Origin of the sequence: Macrococcus sp. 19Msa1099 (assembly GCA_019357535.2) — a bacterium.
Classification (GTDB): domain Bacteria; phylum Bacillota; class Bacilli; order Staphylococcales; family Staphylococcaceae; genus Macrococcoides; species Macrococcoides psychrotolerans.
Genome location: CP079955.1, coordinates 147141 through 163821, shown reverse-complemented (window position 1 = coordinate 163821; position 16681 = coordinate 147141). Strand labels below are relative to the sequence as shown.

Here is a 16681-nt window from a genome sequence, read left to right as displayed (position 1 = left end):
GATATTTTAATGTATAATATTTATTATAGCAAGATTGAGCAGAAAGGAACTGAGAATATGAAAGATGTAACAATCATCGGCGGAGGCCCAGCTGGATTATATGCAAGTTTCTATGCAGGATTAAGAGGTCTAGATGCCCGAATAATTGAATATAATGATAAGCTTGGAGGCAAACTCAATCTCTATCCAGAAAAGATTGTATGGGATATCGGTGCCACAACACCTAAACCCGCAGCATTACTAATGACAGACTTAGTAACTCAAGGTAAAACCTTTCGTCCCGAAGTGAATCTCAACGAAAAGGTAATCAATATAAAAAAACACCACAGTCATTCATTTGAAGTGATCACTAATAAGCACTCTTATTTTTCTCGTAGTGTTATTATTGCAATTGGCTCAGGTATTATTAATCCGATAAAATTAGATATTCAAGATGCGGAAAGATTTGAAATCAATAATCTTCATTATGTCGTCCCTTCCCTCACAAGATTTAAAGATAAGGACATCTTGATATCTGGCGGAGGAAATACTGCAATTGACTGGGCGAGAGACATAGCACCTTATGCTAATAGTGTACACATCATTTGTCGCAAAGAAGATTTCAAAGGCCATGAAGAAATGGTCAATCAATTAGATCAGCTAGGTGTCATTAAGCTCAATAACCAATGGATACATTCTTTTAATGCTCAAGATGACTATATCACTTCTGCAGTCATCAAAAAACAAGATAATACTATTTATACTTTAGCTGTAGATGAAGTCATTATTAATCATGGTTTTCACATGGATTCCGAACTCCTTGATAAAAGCGATATCAATCTTCATCGTGCAGATAATTTTTATATTGCAGGTAATGCAGATGGCAGTACAAATATCGATGGTATTTATGCTATCGGTGATATATTGAAACACGATGCAAAAGTGAATTTAATCGCCGGTTGCTTTCACGATGCTGCAATAGCAGTCAACAAAATTAAATCATATATCGATCCATCTGCTGAACAGTATGGTGTCGTTTCAAGCCACAACCCCTTATTTGAAGAAGAAAATAAAAATATCAGAGATGCTTTCATTCATTCCGATACATCCTTAGGCTAAGAAATATCTCTTCTGTCAAAATAGATCATAATCACAGTAAAACCCGACTGTTGTGTTATTAACACATCAGCCGGGTTTTATATTTAGCGCATTAGTCTTCTGTCATAAATCCGTTACCAAGTACATCACGTACATCATGTACGACTACGAATGCCTGCTCATCAATTTTTTTAATCATACGTTTCGTACGTGTTAACTGCAGCTTATTGATTACACAATAAAGTACATCTGTTTCTCTTTTAGAATAATAACCACGGCCATTCAAAATTGTAACACCTCGCCCGATATCTTCATCCAGCATCTTCGCTATCGGATCTGGGTTTTGAGAGATGATTGTAATGGCTTTCTTAGGGTTCAATCCTTCGATCATTACATCCATCGCCTTTGTGCCGATATATAAACTTAGCACAGTTAGTAACGCACGTTCTACCGAAATAACAGTTAGTGATAAAGCTACAACAATCAAATCAAAGAACAGTAGCGCATATGAAGTGTTTACATCCAGATATTTATGTGCAATTCTCGCTAAAATCGTAGTTCCTGCAGTTGTACCACCAACGAGAACAATCATTCCAATACCTACACCAATGAGAAACCCTCCAAAGATGGTACTTACAAGCACTTCTTTAAGATGAAGTTGTAACGGCTCTGTAAGCTTCAAAAATACAGAAAGCGAAATAATAGAAATAATCGTTAAAATCATCGAACGTTTAGATAAAAATTTAAATCCCACAATAAGCAAGACTACATTCATAATTAACGTCGTAATTGCGGGTGACCAACCAAACTTGTAAAGGAAAATCAATGACATCCCAGTTACGCCGCCTTCACCCAAATTTGCAGGAATAATAAATACATTCACTGCAAGTGAGAAAATTAATGAACCTAATATAACGAAGAAAATCGATTTTGCTGAGATTTTCATATATATCCTCCTTTTTGTCATAATCATTGTTAATAAGCTTAACTAAAATTTAAGTCACTTTCAACAGTGATACAATAATTCTCTCCTTATAAAAACCCCAAACAGTAATAGAAGGAGAAATTTCCTCATACCGTCCAGGGTTTATCCATTGCATTCAATTAATCATTGATTAAATTATTTAGCTGAAAAATGGTGTTTGAATCGCTTTTAAAGTTTCTACTGATTTTGCAAACTTTTCTTTTTCTTCTGTATTTAATGGTGTTTCTAATACTTCTCTGATGCCGTTTCTGTTAATAATCGCAGGGACACCGATATATACATCGTCATGGCCATACTCACCATTTAATTTCGCAGATACTGTCAGTACAACGTTCTCATTATTTAAGATTGCTTTAGAAATACGCATTAAGCCCATTGCAACACCGTAATAAGTGGCACCTTTAGCTTTAATAATTTCGTAAGCCGCATCACGCGTATTGACAAATATTTCTTCTATCAGTTTCTGTTTTTCAGGATTTTCATTTAAAATATCATAAAGTGAATTACCTGCAATATTTGTACCGCTCCATACCGCTAATTCTGAATCTCCATGTTCACCGATAATATAACCGTGAACACTGTTAGGAGAAACGTTAAACTCTTGACTTAATAAATGTCTAAAACGTGCAGTATCAAGTATTGTACCAGATCCTATAACTTGATTTTCTGGTAATCCAGAGAACTTTTGGACAGCATATGTTAATACATCTACAGGATTCGTTGCAATTAAGAAGATACCGTCAAATCCACTTTTCATAATCTCATCGACAATGGATTTAAAGATTTTCATATTCTTACCAACTAAATCTAGTCGTGTTTCTCCAGGTTTTTGTGCTGCTCCCGCACAAATAACAATTAAAGATGCATCATGACAATCTTCATACGTACCATATTTAACTTGCATTGGACTCGGTGCATAAACGACACCGTGATTCAAGTCCATCGCATCACCTTTAGCTTTATCTTCATTAAGATCGATGATCACAAATTCATCACAAGCACCTTGGTTTAACATCGCAAATGCATAACTAGATCCTACTGCACCATTACCGACAAGAACTACTTTATTGCCTTTAAATTTTTCCATCTTTATCTCTCCTTTAATAATAATTGATTAAAGTACTAAACTAAGTGCGAATGTCCAAATACAAACAAATACAAGTAATGCAATACTATATTTCAATGTCATACTTAATAGCTTCGATTCTTGACCAACTTCACCAACAGCTGCAGTAGCAATCGCTATAGATTGAGGAGAAATCAACTTCGCCATAACACCACCTGCTGTATTCGCTGCAACAAGCAACGCTGGATTTGTGCCAATCGTATGACCTGCTGTTGCCTGGATAGAAGCAAATAGAACATTGTTATTTACAACAGAGCCTGTCATAAATACCCCAATCCAACCGAGTACAGGTGAAAGTAGCGGGAATATTGAACCTGTTTTGGCAATGGCCTGACCCATCGCTACAGTTAAACCACCATAAGTTGTTAACTTCGCAATCGCTAAAATTGCACAAATTGTAATAACTGGTATCCATAGTTCTTTAATTGTTAATCCAAGTAATTCAAATGCTTTACCAAAATTGATTTTAGGTGAAGTGACGATGGTAATTAGAACTGCAAGCAAGATTGCTGTCCCTGTCGCTCCGATTAAATCTAGTTTTAGCATTACACCTTTTTGCAATGTTTCATTGAACGTTCCTGGCATCTGGAATGTCAGAATCGATTTCTGTAATATGCCACCTTCTGCAAACAGTGCTTTAAATGCAGGTAAGCTCCATAAAAGTACAAGTCCTGTCAAGAAGATGAAGGGGCTCCAGGCTGAGATAATCTCCTTAATAGGATGATGTACTGTTTCAACTTGATCATCTGATAATCGGAATATATTCTTCGGCTGCCATTTGTTACAGAATATCGCCAATGCTGCCATCGCAAGTAAAGATGGAATAATATCTGCAAGTTCAGGTCCCATAAAGATTGTAATCAACACTTGTGTAACTGCATAAGTTAAACCTGAAACTAAAATTGCCGGTAAAGTTTCTTTAATTCCTTTCATACCATTTAATACAAATACGAGGATAAATGGAATAGCAATATTTGTTATAGGGAGTGTATACACGGTCATCTGTGACACGTCCATTGCCGTAACGCCACCTTTTAAGCCTAGTGTATTCACTATTCCTACCGGGATACCGATTGCTCCAAAAGCTCCAGAAGCGGCATTAGCAATCAAACAGAACATCGCAGCTTGAAGTGGCTTAAATCCAAGTTGTACAAGTAACACTGCACAAATTGCGATAGGTACTCCAAACCCAGCTGCACCTTCAAGGAAAGAATTAAAACAAAATCCAATAAGCAATAACTGAATGCGCTGGTCAGGTGAAATTCCAGAAATAGAATCTTGAATAATCTTAAACTTACCACTTTCTACTGACACTTTATAAAGCCATACTGCCATAATAATGATGTAACCAATCGGGAACAATCCTTGAACAACACCTTCAGTTACGCCTCCTGCAGCGACTGCTCCAGGCAATTTAAAAACGAATAAAGCAATAACTGCTGTTACTACAAGCGTAATCAATGCTGCATTTATCCCCTTCATTTTAAAGACGGTTAAACATAACAAAAACAAGATAATCGGTACTGCTGCAACGATAGCTGATATTGCTAAGTTACCGAATGGATCAAACGAACTGACAAACATAAGACATTCTCCTCTTCCTTTAATATAAAATAATCATAATATCATGAAATGAACTGTTGTATTTTATTTAAATATTTTTTATCACAGTTTTATAATACTACCTGTATAGAGGGATTGCAATAGTTTTGTGATTATTTTCACAAATAATACAGAGAAAGCGATTCCAATCAGATTAGAGATTTTACTTTATATATTTACGATAATCAGCTACTTAAACATAAAGAAATAAATAAAGAGGACTGAGACTTAATGTCTCAGTCCTAAATTTTCTTACCAAGTAAATAATCCAACAAATGCTGCAGACAGTAATGATACTAAAATACCTGATAGTAACATCATCGGTACATATTTACTTACGAAATCAGAAGTTTTCTCATTAACAATACCTTTTAAGGTTCCAATGATCATACCAATAGTTGAGAAGTTAGCGAATGAAATCAAGAATGTTACAAGTACTGCTGTCATATGCGGTGAAAAAGATTTTAGTTGATCTTTAACCCCTAACATAACAACAAATTCATTAGTGATAATCTTTGTGGCCATATGACCACCGACAACTTTCGCTTCTGCCCAAGGTAGACCTAAAAGCATCGCAAACGGCGCCATAATCCATCCTAAAATAATACTTAATGTTAAATTACCTGGGAATAATCCTAATAGCATATCAATAAAATGCGCTAATGATACAAATGCGATTAAGAATGCGATAATAATTAAGATTAATTTTCCTGCTCCAAGTACTGAATCCCCTAAGAAGGAGAAGAACGGCTGACGTTTTTCAGCTTTAATTTCAACAACATAATCTTCTTCAGGAGTTAATTTAACTGGATTTAAGATTGTCGCTATGATGATTGCATTGATTATATTTAAAGGAATTGCAGTTAATACTAATTCTCCAGGCACCATAGAGATATATGCACCAACGATAGAACCTGAAATACAGCTCATAGACATCAATGCAATGGTAAGGACACGTGCTTCGTTCATTTGTCTTAATTGTGTATTAGATACCGCTAAAGCTTCTGTATTTCCTAAAACCATCATCTCAATAGAATAAAATGATTCAAATCTCGGTTGCCCTGTAACCTTACCGATTACCCAACCCATCCATTTAATGATAAATGGTAATACCCCGATATACATTAAAATATCAAAAAGCGGTACTACGAAAAGAATAGGCAGCAAAGCTGAAACAGCCATATCCATCTTACCAGGACCAGGTGCAGTAAAGCTTGCAAATGGCATTCCGATACCAAAATACGCTGCTTGTAACATCCAACTAAACGCATCTGCTACTTTTTGAACACCGATTCTGCCGTATGGGAATTGTGTAAAGAACCACGCTAAAAATAAATTAAGCACTAACATGATTATGATTGATTTCCAGTCGATGTTCTTTTTATCACGAGAGAACAAGAATGCAACAAGAATAAAAACTAAGATACCAACAATGTTCAATATTAAATAAGTATTCATCTTTTCCACCTTTAATTTAATTTTACTTTCATGATTATAACATTGTTTTTTTGATTTAAGCACACTTTTTCACAATAAAAAACGAACTTTTGTTCGTTTATATAAGCTTTTTAGTCTAAAAATCGAATATTGAGGCATTTTGGCTAGCGATAGTATAAGTAACATTTGCTTTTTTATTTTTATAATATAAAATTTATAGTCTTCAATAATTATGATAGAATAAATCTATATTTTTAATAAATAAATCGAGGTCAAAGAATGAAAGTTTTAAACCGTGTCTTATCATTTTTAATAATTTTTTTATTTTTATTTTCATACCCAGCACTCGCTAAAGAACCTTATGAAATTGCAAATGATGCTGGAAATTATATTGATGCATCATATAACCCTAAAGGAACTATTGTAATAGCACAAAAAAATGGTCAAGTACTCTATTCAGATGATATCGATACGAAATGGCCCCTTGCTTCAATGTCCAAATTGATGACACTATATCTATTATTGCAGGAAATGGATAAGGGTGAGATCACTTACAGTACTAAAGTTAAAGTAACGGATAAATTTTATAATATTTCAAAGTTACCCGCATTAAGTAATAACAAACTGAGATTAAATGCAGTTTATACCGTTGATGAACTTATGCCAATCATGCTGACAAATTCAAGTAACGCAGCTACATATATGTTATCCAGTCTCGTAACAGAAAATGATTCTGAATTCATTGATATGATGAATCAAGAAGCTAAAAGACTCGGTATGAACAGTACGAAGTTCTATAATCCTGTAGGTGCACCTAATAACTTGCTGAATGAATATAAAGCAAAGAAATATCCGCAAAATGAAGATAATATATCGAGTGCTAAAGATTATGCGATACTATGCCAGCACCTCGTGAGTGAATATCCAGAAATACTGAAATATACGAAGAGCGTCAATGTTACTGTAAAAAAAGGTACCATCGATGAAGAAACCTTTCATACATACAATCATTCATTAGAAGGCGCTAAACTTGGGTATAAAGGGGTTGACGGTCTTAAAACAGGTTCGAGTGATACGGCCGGCTTCAATACCGCAATAACAGGTACGAAAAATGATATGCGTATCATACAAGTGATGATGGGTGTCGAAAGCTGGTACGACCCACCAGCAGAATTTAATAGAAATATTATGGCCAATGCAATAATGGACAAAGTATATAATGAATATGCATATAAGAAAGTACTCGCTAAAGGCGTACATACAATTAACGGTCAAGAATTATATGTGCACTCAGACTTATATGACATTGTTAAGAACGATATAAAAGGATCATTCCAGTTTAAGGATGGCAAACTTTCTTATCACTACAAACGTGCATTTGTCTCAAATGAATACCATGCTCCAACTGTTAAAGCTGAGGATAACAAGAAGTATGAACAACGTCTATTCTTCCAGGAAAATATGTGGTGGATTGTTTTAGTAAGTACTGTATCCATTATTACTGGATTATTGTTACTGTTGTATTATTACAAGCCACATCTCTTTAGAAATTTATGAGATGAGTAATAGGACACTGTCAACTTAAATAAGAAAGCATTATAATCCGTATCTAAAAGATGCATCTCAAGTATGATGAGATGCATCTTTTTCATGATATTCTTTTGAAAAGGGAGATTTATAACGAGGCAGCTCTAAGTATAATAAAAAGAAGTTTCTTTTATTTGTCGTATATTGCATTAAATTTCAATATTTTTCACCCAAATAGCTCTAATACTTTGCGCAAGAACGGTACATGTAATAATGATAACGATAAATGGAATAATCGAACTTTCCCCCATCACACCAACTAGGGGTGATAGTATACCACCAATTAAGAACTGCATTAGTCCCAATATTGCCGATGCACTGCCAGCACCCTGATTCTGTACTTGCATTGCGATAGAAAATCCAGTCGTTCCTATCATACTAACCGGAGTAATCATCAGGAAGAATGCAGCACATAGCATCCATACCGGAAGATGGAGCACCAACACTATTACTGTAAGTATCATGCCAACGAACTGAATATTTTGTCCTAGCTTCAATATCTTCAGTTCATCCATTTTATTTACAAGTTTAGCGGTTAACTGACTGAATACAATTAAGCCTATGCCATTCAATGCAAATAGATAACTAAATTGCTGTGCATTCATATCATATATTTTCTGGGTAATAAATGGAGACCCAGAAATATAGCTGAACAATACACCATATGTTAGTGATTGGAGCATCAACATCGTCACAAATGCTTTATTTGTCAGCAATAATTTAAAGTCTTTCCAAATTGATTTCAATGCGCCTTCATTTCTGTTATATTTCGGTAAGCTCTCCTCTAAAGTAAGTGCTAAGAGTACCATCAATACACCATAAATTGCTAAAATATAAAAAACAGTATGCCATGTAGATATGCTCAATATAACGCCGCCAAGTACGGGAGCAAGAACAGGTGCAAGTCCATTAACAAGCATCAGCACTGCTAAAAACTTCGTTAAATCTTTCCCTTTATATAGATCACTTGATATCGCTCGTGACAGTACAGCTCCTGCACCACCACAAAATCCTTGAATAAATCTAAAGAAAATAAGCCATTCTATCGTAGCTGCACGCGCAGCAAAGTAAGAAAATAAAGCATATCCAATAAGTGCGATAAACAACGGTTTCTTTCTCCCTGTAACATCACTGATGGGTCCTACTATAATCTGACCTACTGCTAAACCTATCATACATGCAGTCAGACTGAGCTGAGCATAGGAAGCGCTTGTGCTAAGATCATCTGCTACACGTGGTAAAGCAGGCAAATACATATCTAATGATAATGGTCCAAAAGCTGCTAGTAATCCTAATGTTAATATGAGTATGAGCTTATTATCTTTCTTCATATACTTCCTCCAATGTTTAATATAAATTACTATACTAGATTTCCTACAGTAAGCATATGATTTGTTTAATCATCCATAAAAAGGGTAAATATAGATATAACCAATCTATTGAAAGAAGGTATATTATGACGAATGTAATCAATGAATTACACACAGATTTATATATAAATGGAGAATGGGTAACAACCCAGGACAAGAAAGATGTCATAAATCCGGCAACTGGTGAAACAATCGCACAAATCGCACAAGCTAACGAAGCACAAGTAGAAGAAGCGATTCAAACAGCTCATGAAGCTTTCTCTGGCTGGAAAGCACTTGAACTTAAAGAACGTGTTACTTATCTGCATAAAATTGCTGACTTATTAGAAGAAAATGTAGATCGTCTTGCTGAAATTATGACGTTAGAACAAGGAAAACCTTTGAAAGAATCTAAATTAGAAGTACTTTCAGGAGCTGAAAGCTTTAGATGGAATGCCGAAGAGTCACGTCGTCTCTACGGTGAGCTTATCCCTGCACCAAACAATCATAAATATGAAATTATTTATGAACCAATTGGAGTCGTTGCGGCGATTACACCATGGAATTTCCCATCTGGTATGATTACACGTAAAATTGCACCAGCACTTGCAGCAGGAAATACAATTGTTCTTAAACCTTCAGGAGATACTCCTTTATCAGCGCTCGCGATATTTGAATTATTCGAACAAGCAGAGCTTCCTAAAGGTGTAGCAAATATTGTTATGGGCAGTTCTAAAGAAATCGGTCAGGCATTTACTGATTCTGATAAAGTAAATAAGATTACTTTTACCGGTTCTACACCTATTGGTAAAGCATTATACGAGCAGTCAGGCCAGACTTTAAAGAAAATGTCTCTTGAGCTTGGAGGCCATGCTCCATTTATCGTTCATGAAGATGCTGATATCGAGGCAGCTGTAAAAGGTCTAATAGCTGCAAAATTCCGTAATAATGGACAAGTTTGTATTGCACCTAACCGAATATTTGTTCATAGTTCTATTAAAGATAAATTTATGGATAAGCTTGTTCCTGAAGTGGAAGCACTTAAAGTTGGCAATGGCTTAAATGAGGAAAGTGATATCGGGCCATTAATTCGTGAAGATGCTATTGATAAAATCAAGCAGCAGATCGTGAATGCTACAGATAAAGGGGCAACACTTGTCACAGGTGGTCATAGACTTACTGAGGGTGAGTATTCAAACGGTTTCTTTATACAACCTACTATATTAGATCATGTTAATAAAACAATGGATATTTTCTATGAAGAGACTTTTGGACCTGTAATTCCTATCATTACATTCGATACGATCGAAGAGGCTCTCGCTATGGCTAATGATACAGAGTATGGTCTTGCAAGCTATGCATATGCAAGTGATAGTTCTATTATTCAGCAAATTTCTAGAACTCTAGAATATGGTATGGTCGGAATTAATGAAGTTGCAATCTCAAATCCAGAAACGCCATTCGGTGGTGTAAAACATTCAGGATTTGGTCGAGAGAATTCTCATCTCGGTATTAAAGAGTATGTAACAGCAAAATTTGTAAATACACAATTTCTATAAAAAAAAGATGGCTTCTATGCCATCTTTTTTTATTTACAAAAGCTCTGTATTCTTTTATACTTATATAGTTAGTTAGGCTAACTATATAAAAGAGGTGGTGACTTCCTATGACAAGAGCACTACAGCAAATGCAATTATTTGATCACATCCTTGCTCTAAGGAAAGCATATGTTGATCATATGAACAAATCGTTAATTCAGTTCGGTCTGTCCTCCGCTCAATGGCTTGTCCTAAAAATTATTGTGCTCAAACAATCTACGACACTAGTAGAAATCGCTAAGCTACGTAATATAGAAAAGCCCACAGCAACAAAAATAATTCAGTTTCTTATTCAATACGAATTTATTGAGAGTACAGTTGGACAAGATAAGAGGTCCAGATTACTTACCCCTACCGCTAAAGGACACACAACTTATGAAGAGGTCATGATAATGATAGAGACTGTTCAAACCAATTATTTAAAGAATATCGATTCTGACACATTACTCATTATTAACGAGGCACTCTCGTCAATTGAAATTACTGAAGAATAGAAAGGATTTGTTATATTGGAAGAAAAATTATGGACTAAACCATTTATCATGGTTTCTTTGATCAATTTTATATTAATGTTATCAATGTTTTTATTACTTGTTACAATCGGTGGATACGCAGTTGACGAGTATCATGTCTCTACGAGTACTGCCGGCCTCGTATCTGGAATCTTTATTGTCGGGAGCTTATTCGGAAGATTCTGGGCTGGGAAAAATATTGACATTTTAGGTCAAAAGAAAGTGCTCGTAATTGGCGTACTCATATTTACGATTACAACTGCCCTCTACTTCGCATCGTTCAACTTACCATTACTTCTTGCAATACGTTTTTTAAATGGGATGGGCAATGGCATTGCCTCTACAGCTACAGGGACCATTGCTGCATTTATCACGCCAATAAAGCGCCGTGGCGAAGGTATCAGTTACTTTAGTATGAGTACAGTGATGGCAACTGCTATTGGACCGTTTTTGGGATTATCATTACTTCAGGTTATTTCCTTTAGACAACTCTTTATTTTCTGTTTAGTCCTTGCAGTTATCGGACTATTAATGGTGCCTCAAGTTAAAGTGAACCACGAAGTAAAATCTATGAACTCACATGCGCCGAAAGGCTTCCATGTTTCAGATTATATCGATCGTAATGCAATCCCTATTTCAATTGTTGTTCTTATTTGCTGTACAGCATATTCAAGTGTACTCAGCTTTATTTCATTTTTCACAAAAGAGAACAATTTGATTACTGCAGGAAGTTTCTTCTTCCTTACTTATGCACTAGTTGTACTGATATCCCGTCCAATCACAGGTAAACTTATGGATAGAAAGGGTACGAATATCGTGATGTATCCATCACTCATCTCCTTTTTCCTTGGATTATTGTGTTTAAGTATCACGCATGCTTCCTGGACTTTAATATTAAGCGCTGCATTGCTAGGATTTGGATACGGCAACTTTCAGTCTATTGCACAAGCAACAGCAGTTAAAGTTACAGATCATGAAAAGATGGGTCTTGCAACGAGTACATACTTTATCTTTTTAGACTTTGCGCTTGGATTCGGCCCTTATATATTAGGACTATTTATCCCGATGCTTGGGTTGCATGGCTTGTATCGTTACATGAGCATCCTAGTAATTATCGGAATGGTTGCATATTATATGCTGCATGGCAGGAAGGCACATCTTTATTCTTAAGTTTTTTCATATCTCTTTACTCTAGTTGCAAATTACTGCACAATATAATTTAGGATTAAATTTATGGATGTGAACAATTTGAATATATTTTTAACGGGTGCAACCGGTTTTGTCGGAGCACAACTAATCAATAAGCTGCTACAGAATAATAATCATCATTTGTATATTCTATATCGTGATGAAGCACGTAAGAATAAATTAATTACTAAGGAAAATGAAAGTCGCCTCCACTTTGTTCAAGGTGATATCACCTCGCCTAATTGTGGTCTTGACAAGGATGTTATAAAGCTTCTTCCAGAAATGGATTACTTTTATCATCTTGCAGCATTAGTGAAATTTGATGAAGAACTGCGCAACGATCTATTTAATATCAATTATCATGGAACATTACACGCACTTAACTTGGCAAAGGATTTAAATACAAAGCATTTCTTATACGTATCGACAGCATATACTGTCGGCACAAACGAGTATGCTAAGGAAATACTACATCCAATTGGTACACCAGTAAATAACCCATATGAAGAGAGTAAGATTAAAGCTGAACACGCAGTCGCTGAAAGCGGATTGACATATTCAATTTTACGACCTGCGATTATTATCGGAGATTCTGTGACTGGTGAAGCGGACTCTAAGTTCACGCTTTATGGCTTTATGAAAGCTTTGAAAGTATTTAAACGTAAGATGGACCGTAAAGGATTAATTGGCAAACAGCCATTTCGCTTATTCGCAGATGATAATTGTACATCGAACTTAGTTCCAGTTGATTATGTCGTTAAGGTACTGGCGCATGCTATCTTACATGCACAGCATGAAACAATTTATCACATAACGAATAATAATCCCCCAGAAAATTTAAAGGTGCTTGCAATGATTAAAAATCATTTAGAATTTGACACATTGACTGTCGCACCAACATCAGCACGTTCTACCATGAATGCTGAGGAAGCTGTGCTTAATGGCTTCATCCATGTATTTGAACCATATTTCAAGAAATCTATCGTATTTGAAGAAAATAATACAAAAATGTTGTTAAGCGAAGTAAATGAAACGACACTACAACTTACAGACGAGAATCTAGATTACATTATCGAAGTTTTCTTCAAATAAAAACAAGAATGGAATTAGTTTCCATTCTTGTTTTTTAAATTGTTCTTTTCTTTGCATAATTACGATAATAATCTTTAAATGTGATAAATACCTTTCTTTTCTCATCGTAAAGTTTATATTTAATTGTCTCCAGACTTTGTTTAAATGTGATTGTCGTTGCATACTGCAGTGGTTTAACTTCTTCGTGTGCAGTTTCGAGATAGTAATTTGGAATTCTCGGACTTAAATGATGCACATGGTGGAACCCAATGTTCCCTGTTAACCACTGCAATAATTTTGGTAATTTGTAATACGAACTCCCTTCAACTGCAGCTTTAACATAATCCCACTCTGAATTCTCTTCGAAGTACGATTCTTCAAATGTATGCTGAATATAGAACATCCATATACCAAGCATTGACCCGATAAACATAATCGGTAGAAATACCGCTGCAAAGAATGCAAATCCAAAGTACCAGATAATAGATCCATACACGACCAAGATTGCAATATTATGAAAATACGTATTTAATTTTTCTTTCTGCTTAGCACCTTTACTATTAATTCTGTTTGTAACGAACAATAAATATATCGGCCCTAAAACAAACATAACAAATGGATTACGATACATACGATAACCACGTTGCTTCCACTTACTTGCCGCTTCATATTCATCAATGGTCATCATCCATATATCACCGATCCCCTTCTTATCAAGGTTGCCGCTTGTTGCATGATGAATATTGTGTTCTCTGCGCCATTGCTGATACGGAAACATCGTCAAAAATCCAGTAAAATTTCCCATTGCATCGTTCCACTTCTTATTCTTAAAGAACGAACCATGACAACAGTCATGAAATATAATAAACGTTCGAACTAGGAAGAATGCTGCCACAATACTAACAGCTACTGATATCCATGGAGAAACACTGTAACTTAACATACTTATCGCTACAAGTACTAAATAAGGAACCAGTGTATTTAGCACCTGGACTAAACTTATTTGTAGTGCGGATTTCTCATAAGGCTTAACCATCTTTCTTAACATTAACTTTTTGTCTCTTTCCATAAGTCACCTCTAAATAAAATAATAATGAAACCACGATACCGAAAAGGATTGTCAGTTAATATTATTACCTAGTACTAATTTTATTACTACTCTATTATAACGTTTATTTTGAATAATAAAAGTAAAAAATAGCATATCATCGATTTTTTCGATGATATGCTATATTAAAATTGTTATATGAATATATATATACTTACACATAGTTTATATCTAATAAAATTATTATATTAAAATAATAATTTTAGCCACCAATATAATTCATATTTATTTTCTTTTTCTTTCTTTGCCTCACAGTTTCGGCAGTACGTTCATCAGAATAACGATCCTGACGCACAGACCATAGTGCAATAAGCTTGTCCTTCAACTCCTGATCTGTCGCACCGCTTCTAATAAATTCTTTCAAGTCATAACCATCTGTTGCAAATAAACAACCAAATATCTTACCATCTGAACTTAAGCGTGTTCTTGTACACGTTGAACAAAATGATTCTGACACGCTTGTAATAAATCCGAGTTTTGCGCCATTATCATGAACATAATATTTCGCAACTTCGCCAAAGTATTTCGGTGGTTCATGCTTAATATTAAAATGCTCTGAAATATGCGTTATCATTTCCTGTTTCGTAATTACTTTATCAAAATTCCAGCCATTGTCATTACCAACATCCATAAATTCAATAAAGCGCAATGTTATTTTTTTATCTTTGAAATACTTGACCATCGGAATCATCTGATGGTCATTCATACCTTTTTGTATCACCATGTTCACTTTAACTTGTAAACCAATAGATACAGCGTGATCAATTTGTTCTAATATTTGATCCGCACTGATACCACGTCCATTTACCGCTTCAAATGTTTCATCAAGCGCGTCTAAACTGACATTTATGCGACGTAATCCAGCATCATATAATGCTTGTCCGTGCTTTTTCAGCAACAAACCATTCGTCGTTAAACCGATATCTTCTATACCTTCTATCGCTTGGATTTCGCGTATTAAGTCCGGTAAATCTCTACGCAATAGCGGCTCCCCACCTGTAATCCTTACTTTCTTGACACCGAGCTGTGCATATACTTTTGCAATACGCGTCAACTCTTCAAAGGACAGTAATTCATCTTTCGGCAGAAAAACATAGTCATCACCAAATATTTCTTTCGGCATGCAATATGTACAACGGAAGTTACAGCGATCTGTTACAGAAATACGCAGATCTCTAATCGGGCGCCCTAATTTATCTGTTATTTGTTTCATTTGTCACCCTCCTTACGTTCTGTAAATCAGTCTTTGTATTAATATTAGCATACCATTCGCTTTCGTCGCTTACTTCTGAAACAGGAACAAACTGTGCCTCAACCGTCAATTGTTTTAATGCATAACGCTTTTGTTTCATACTCTCTTGTATAACAGGTAGTAACGAACGATGATAAATCGCAATTGTGCGATGTACTTGTAAGTCATCCTTATAACACAGCGCATTTACATTTCGTGTATTAAAACAACTAATAAGATAGTCTATTGCTTCTGTTGTTATAAACGGTGTATCAACAGAGACGACGAAGTAACTTTCTGAAATACACGTTTCCATTACAGTGTATATGCCTGACATCGGGCCACAATCCGCTTCGATATCCGTTACTACGTGCATATCGAGTTGCTTCTCTTTAATTTCCTCTTCAAAGTATGAAGTCCTCTGTTTATTCGTGCTCAGAACAATGCACGATACGGTACTTTCTTTAAATGCTTCATATACATGCTCGTAAAATGGCTTACCATCGATTTTGTGAAGGGCTTTATTGCTGCCAAAGCGTGTAGAAGCACCTCCTGCTAATATAACACCGATCATTTAGCCACCACTAACAGGTGGAATTAATGCGACAACATCATCATTATGAATTACATCTTCGTCGCGTACAAACTCTTCATTAACAGCGATTTGAAATTGCTCATCACGTATTACCGGATACGTTTCATATAAATGCTTTCTAAACTGACTTACTTTAACAGGCTCAGCAAACGAAAACTGATCTTCTGTGCGATCCAGTTTTGCTTTAATATGTGCAAAATATAATACTTTCATCA

Annotated in this window: 15 protein-coding genes; 6 read left to right on the top strand and 9 right to left on the bottom strand. The window is 35.3% G+C overall.

What is annotated here, in order from left to right:
* Window positions 1–57 precede the first annotated feature (57 nt).
* Complete coding sequence (locus KYI10_00825) at window positions 58–1098, top strand: NAD(P)/FAD-dependent oxidoreductase (GenBank protein ID QYA33861.1); 1041 nt, start codon at window positions 58–60, stop codon at window positions 1096–1098.
* Window positions 1099–1189: 91 nt separating this feature from the next.
* Here the strand turns inward: KYI10_00825 and KYI10_00820 are convergent, their stop codons facing one another.
* From KYI10_00820 to KYI10_00805, 4 genes are all read right to left on the bottom strand, one after another.
* Entirely contained in the window at window positions 1190–2023 is an 834-nt protein-coding gene (locus tag KYI10_00820) for a YitT family protein (GenBank protein ID QYA33027.1), read from the bottom strand.
* A 178-nt stretch (window positions 2024–2201) separates the two neighbouring features.
* Window positions 2202–3149 carry an L-lactate dehydrogenase gene (locus tag KYI10_00815; protein QYA33026.1) on the bottom strand — a complete coding sequence of 316 codons (948 nt, stop codon included), beginning with the start codon at window positions 3147–3149 and terminating at the stop codon, window positions 2202–2204.
* Between the two features lie 27 nt (window positions 3150–3176).
* On the bottom strand, window positions 3177–4772 hold the full coding sequence (locus KYI10_00810; protein ID QYA33025.1) for an L-lactate permease: 1596 nt from the start codon (window positions 4770–4772) through the stop codon (window positions 3177–3179).
* A gap of 270 nt (window positions 4773–5042) precedes the next feature.
* Window positions 5043–6248 (bottom strand): nucleoside transporter C-terminal domain-containing protein, encoded by a 1206-nt coding sequence (locus KYI10_00805; GenBank protein QYA33024.1) that lies wholly within the window; start codon window positions 6246–6248, stop codon window positions 5043–5045.
* Between the two features lie 258 nt (window positions 6249–6506).
* On the opposite strand from KYI10_00805, the gene KYI10_00800 reads away from it, so the two are divergent.
* The gene (locus KYI10_00800) at window positions 6507–7784 is read left to right on the top strand and encodes a D-alanyl-D-alanine carboxypeptidase family protein (GenBank protein ID QYA33023.1); all 1278 of its coding nucleotides are present in this window, start codon (window positions 6507–6509) and stop codon (window positions 7782–7784) included.
* 179 nt (window positions 7785–7963) lie between these two features.
* Here KYI10_00800 and KYI10_00795 read toward each other — a convergent pair whose 3' ends face one another.
* Complete coding sequence (locus KYI10_00795) at window positions 7964–9145, bottom strand: multidrug effflux MFS transporter (protein QYA33022.1); 1182 nt, start codon at window positions 9143–9145, stop codon at window positions 7964–7966.
* A gap of 125 nt (window positions 9146–9270) precedes the next feature.
* Here KYI10_00795 and KYI10_00790 point away from each other — a divergent pair, with 125 nt between their 5' ends.
* The 4 genes from KYI10_00790 to KYI10_00775 all read left to right on the top strand — a co-directional run bounded on the left by KYI10_00790 (window position 9271) and on the right by KYI10_00775 (window position 13553).
* Window positions 9271–10722: an NAD-dependent succinate-semialdehyde dehydrogenase gene (locus KYI10_00790; protein QYA33021.1), complete on the top strand. Its 1452-nt coding sequence runs from the start codon at window positions 9271–9273 to the stop codon at window positions 10720–10722.
* A 107-nt stretch (window positions 10723–10829) separates the two neighbouring features.
* A complete protein-coding gene (locus KYI10_00785; GenBank protein QYA33020.1) occupies window positions 10830–11255 on the top strand; it encodes a MarR family transcriptional regulator in 426 nt (141 codons plus the stop codon).
* A gap of 15 nt (window positions 11256–11270) precedes the next feature.
* The gene (locus KYI10_00780; protein ID QYA33860.2) at window positions 11271–12443 is read left to right on the top strand and encodes an MFS transporter; all 1173 of its coding nucleotides are present in this window, start codon (window positions 11271–11273) and stop codon (window positions 12441–12443) included.
* A gap of 63 nt (window positions 12444–12506) precedes the next feature.
* Entirely contained in the window at window positions 12507–13553 is a 1047-nt protein-coding gene (locus tag KYI10_00775) for an SDR family oxidoreductase (protein QYA33019.2), read from the top strand.
* A 34-nt stretch (window positions 13554–13587) separates the two neighbouring features.
* Here the strand turns inward: KYI10_00775 and KYI10_00770 are convergent, their stop codons facing one another.
* The 4 genes from KYI10_00770 to KYI10_00755 form a co-directional block, all read right to left on the bottom strand.
* Window positions 13588–14601: a fatty acid desaturase gene (locus KYI10_00770; protein ID QYA33018.1), complete on the bottom strand. Its 1014-nt coding sequence runs from the start codon at window positions 14599–14601 to the stop codon at window positions 13588–13590.
* Between the two features lie 241 nt (window positions 14602–14842).
* On the bottom strand, window positions 14843–15853 hold the full coding sequence (gene moaA / locus KYI10_00765) for a GTP 3',8-cyclase MoaA (protein QYA33017.1): 1011 nt from the start codon (window positions 15851–15853) through the stop codon (window positions 14843–14845).
* Window positions 15834–16445, bottom strand: a complete 612-nt coding sequence (gene mobA, locus KYI10_00760) for a molybdenum cofactor guanylyltransferase MobA (protein ID QYA33016.1) — start codon at window positions 16443–16445, stop codon at window positions 15834–15836. The genes moaA and mobA overlap by 20 nt, the downstream gene beginning before the upstream one ends.
* On the bottom strand, window positions 16446–16679 hold the full coding sequence (locus KYI10_00755; protein ID QYA33015.1) for a MoaD/ThiS family protein: 234 nt from the start codon (window positions 16677–16679) through the stop codon (window positions 16446–16448).
* Window positions 16680–16681: the final 2 nt, after the last annotated feature.

Coding starts and splice junctions, on each gene's coding strand:
- KYI10_00795 (QYA33022.1), bottom strand. CDS start 9,145: ATGAAGAAAGATAATAAGCTCATACTCATATTAACATTAGGATTACTA.
- KYI10_00785 (QYA33020.1), top strand. CDS start 10,830: ATGACAAGAGCACTACAGCAAATGCAATTATTTGATCACATCCTTGCT.
- KYI10_00775 (QYA33019.2), top strand. CDS start 12,507: ATGGATGTGAACAATTTGAATATATTTTTAACGGGTGCAACCGGTTTT.
- moaA (QYA33017.1), bottom strand. CDS start 15,853: ATGAAACAAATAACAGATAAATTAGGGCGCCCGATTAGAGATCTGCGT.
- mobA (QYA33016.1), bottom strand. CDS start 16,445: ATGATCGGTGTTATATTAGCAGGAGGTGCTTCTACACGCTTTGGCAGC.
- KYI10_00800 (QYA33023.1), top strand. CDS start 6,507: ATGAAAGTTTTAAACCGTGTCTTATCATTTTTAATAATTTTTTTATTT.
- KYI10_00810 (QYA33025.1), bottom strand. CDS start 4,772: ATGTTTGTCAGTTCGTTTGATCCATTCGGTAACTTAGCAATATCAGCT.
- KYI10_00815 (QYA33026.1), bottom strand. CDS start 3,149: ATGGAAAAATTTAAAGGCAATAAAGTAGTTCTTGTCGGTAATGGTGCA.
- KYI10_00805 (QYA33024.1), bottom strand. CDS start 6,248: ATGAATACTTATTTAATATTGAACATTGTTGGTATCTTAGTTTTTATT.
- KYI10_00825 (QYA33861.1), top strand. CDS start 58: ATGAAAGATGTAACAATCATCGGCGGAGGCCCAGCTGGATTATATGCA.
- KYI10_00790 (QYA33021.1), top strand. CDS start 9,271: ATGACGAATGTAATCAATGAATTACACACAGATTTATATATAAATGGA.
- KYI10_00820 (QYA33027.1), bottom strand. CDS start 2,023: ATGAAAATCTCAGCAAAATCGATTTTCTTCGTTATATTAGGTTCATTA.
- KYI10_00755 (QYA33015.1), bottom strand. CDS start 16,679: ATGAAAGTATTATATTTTGCACATATTAAAGCAAAACTGGATCGCACA.
- KYI10_00770 (QYA33018.1), bottom strand. CDS start 14,601: ATGGAAAGAGACAAAAAGTTAATGTTAAGAAAGATGGTTAAGCCTTAT.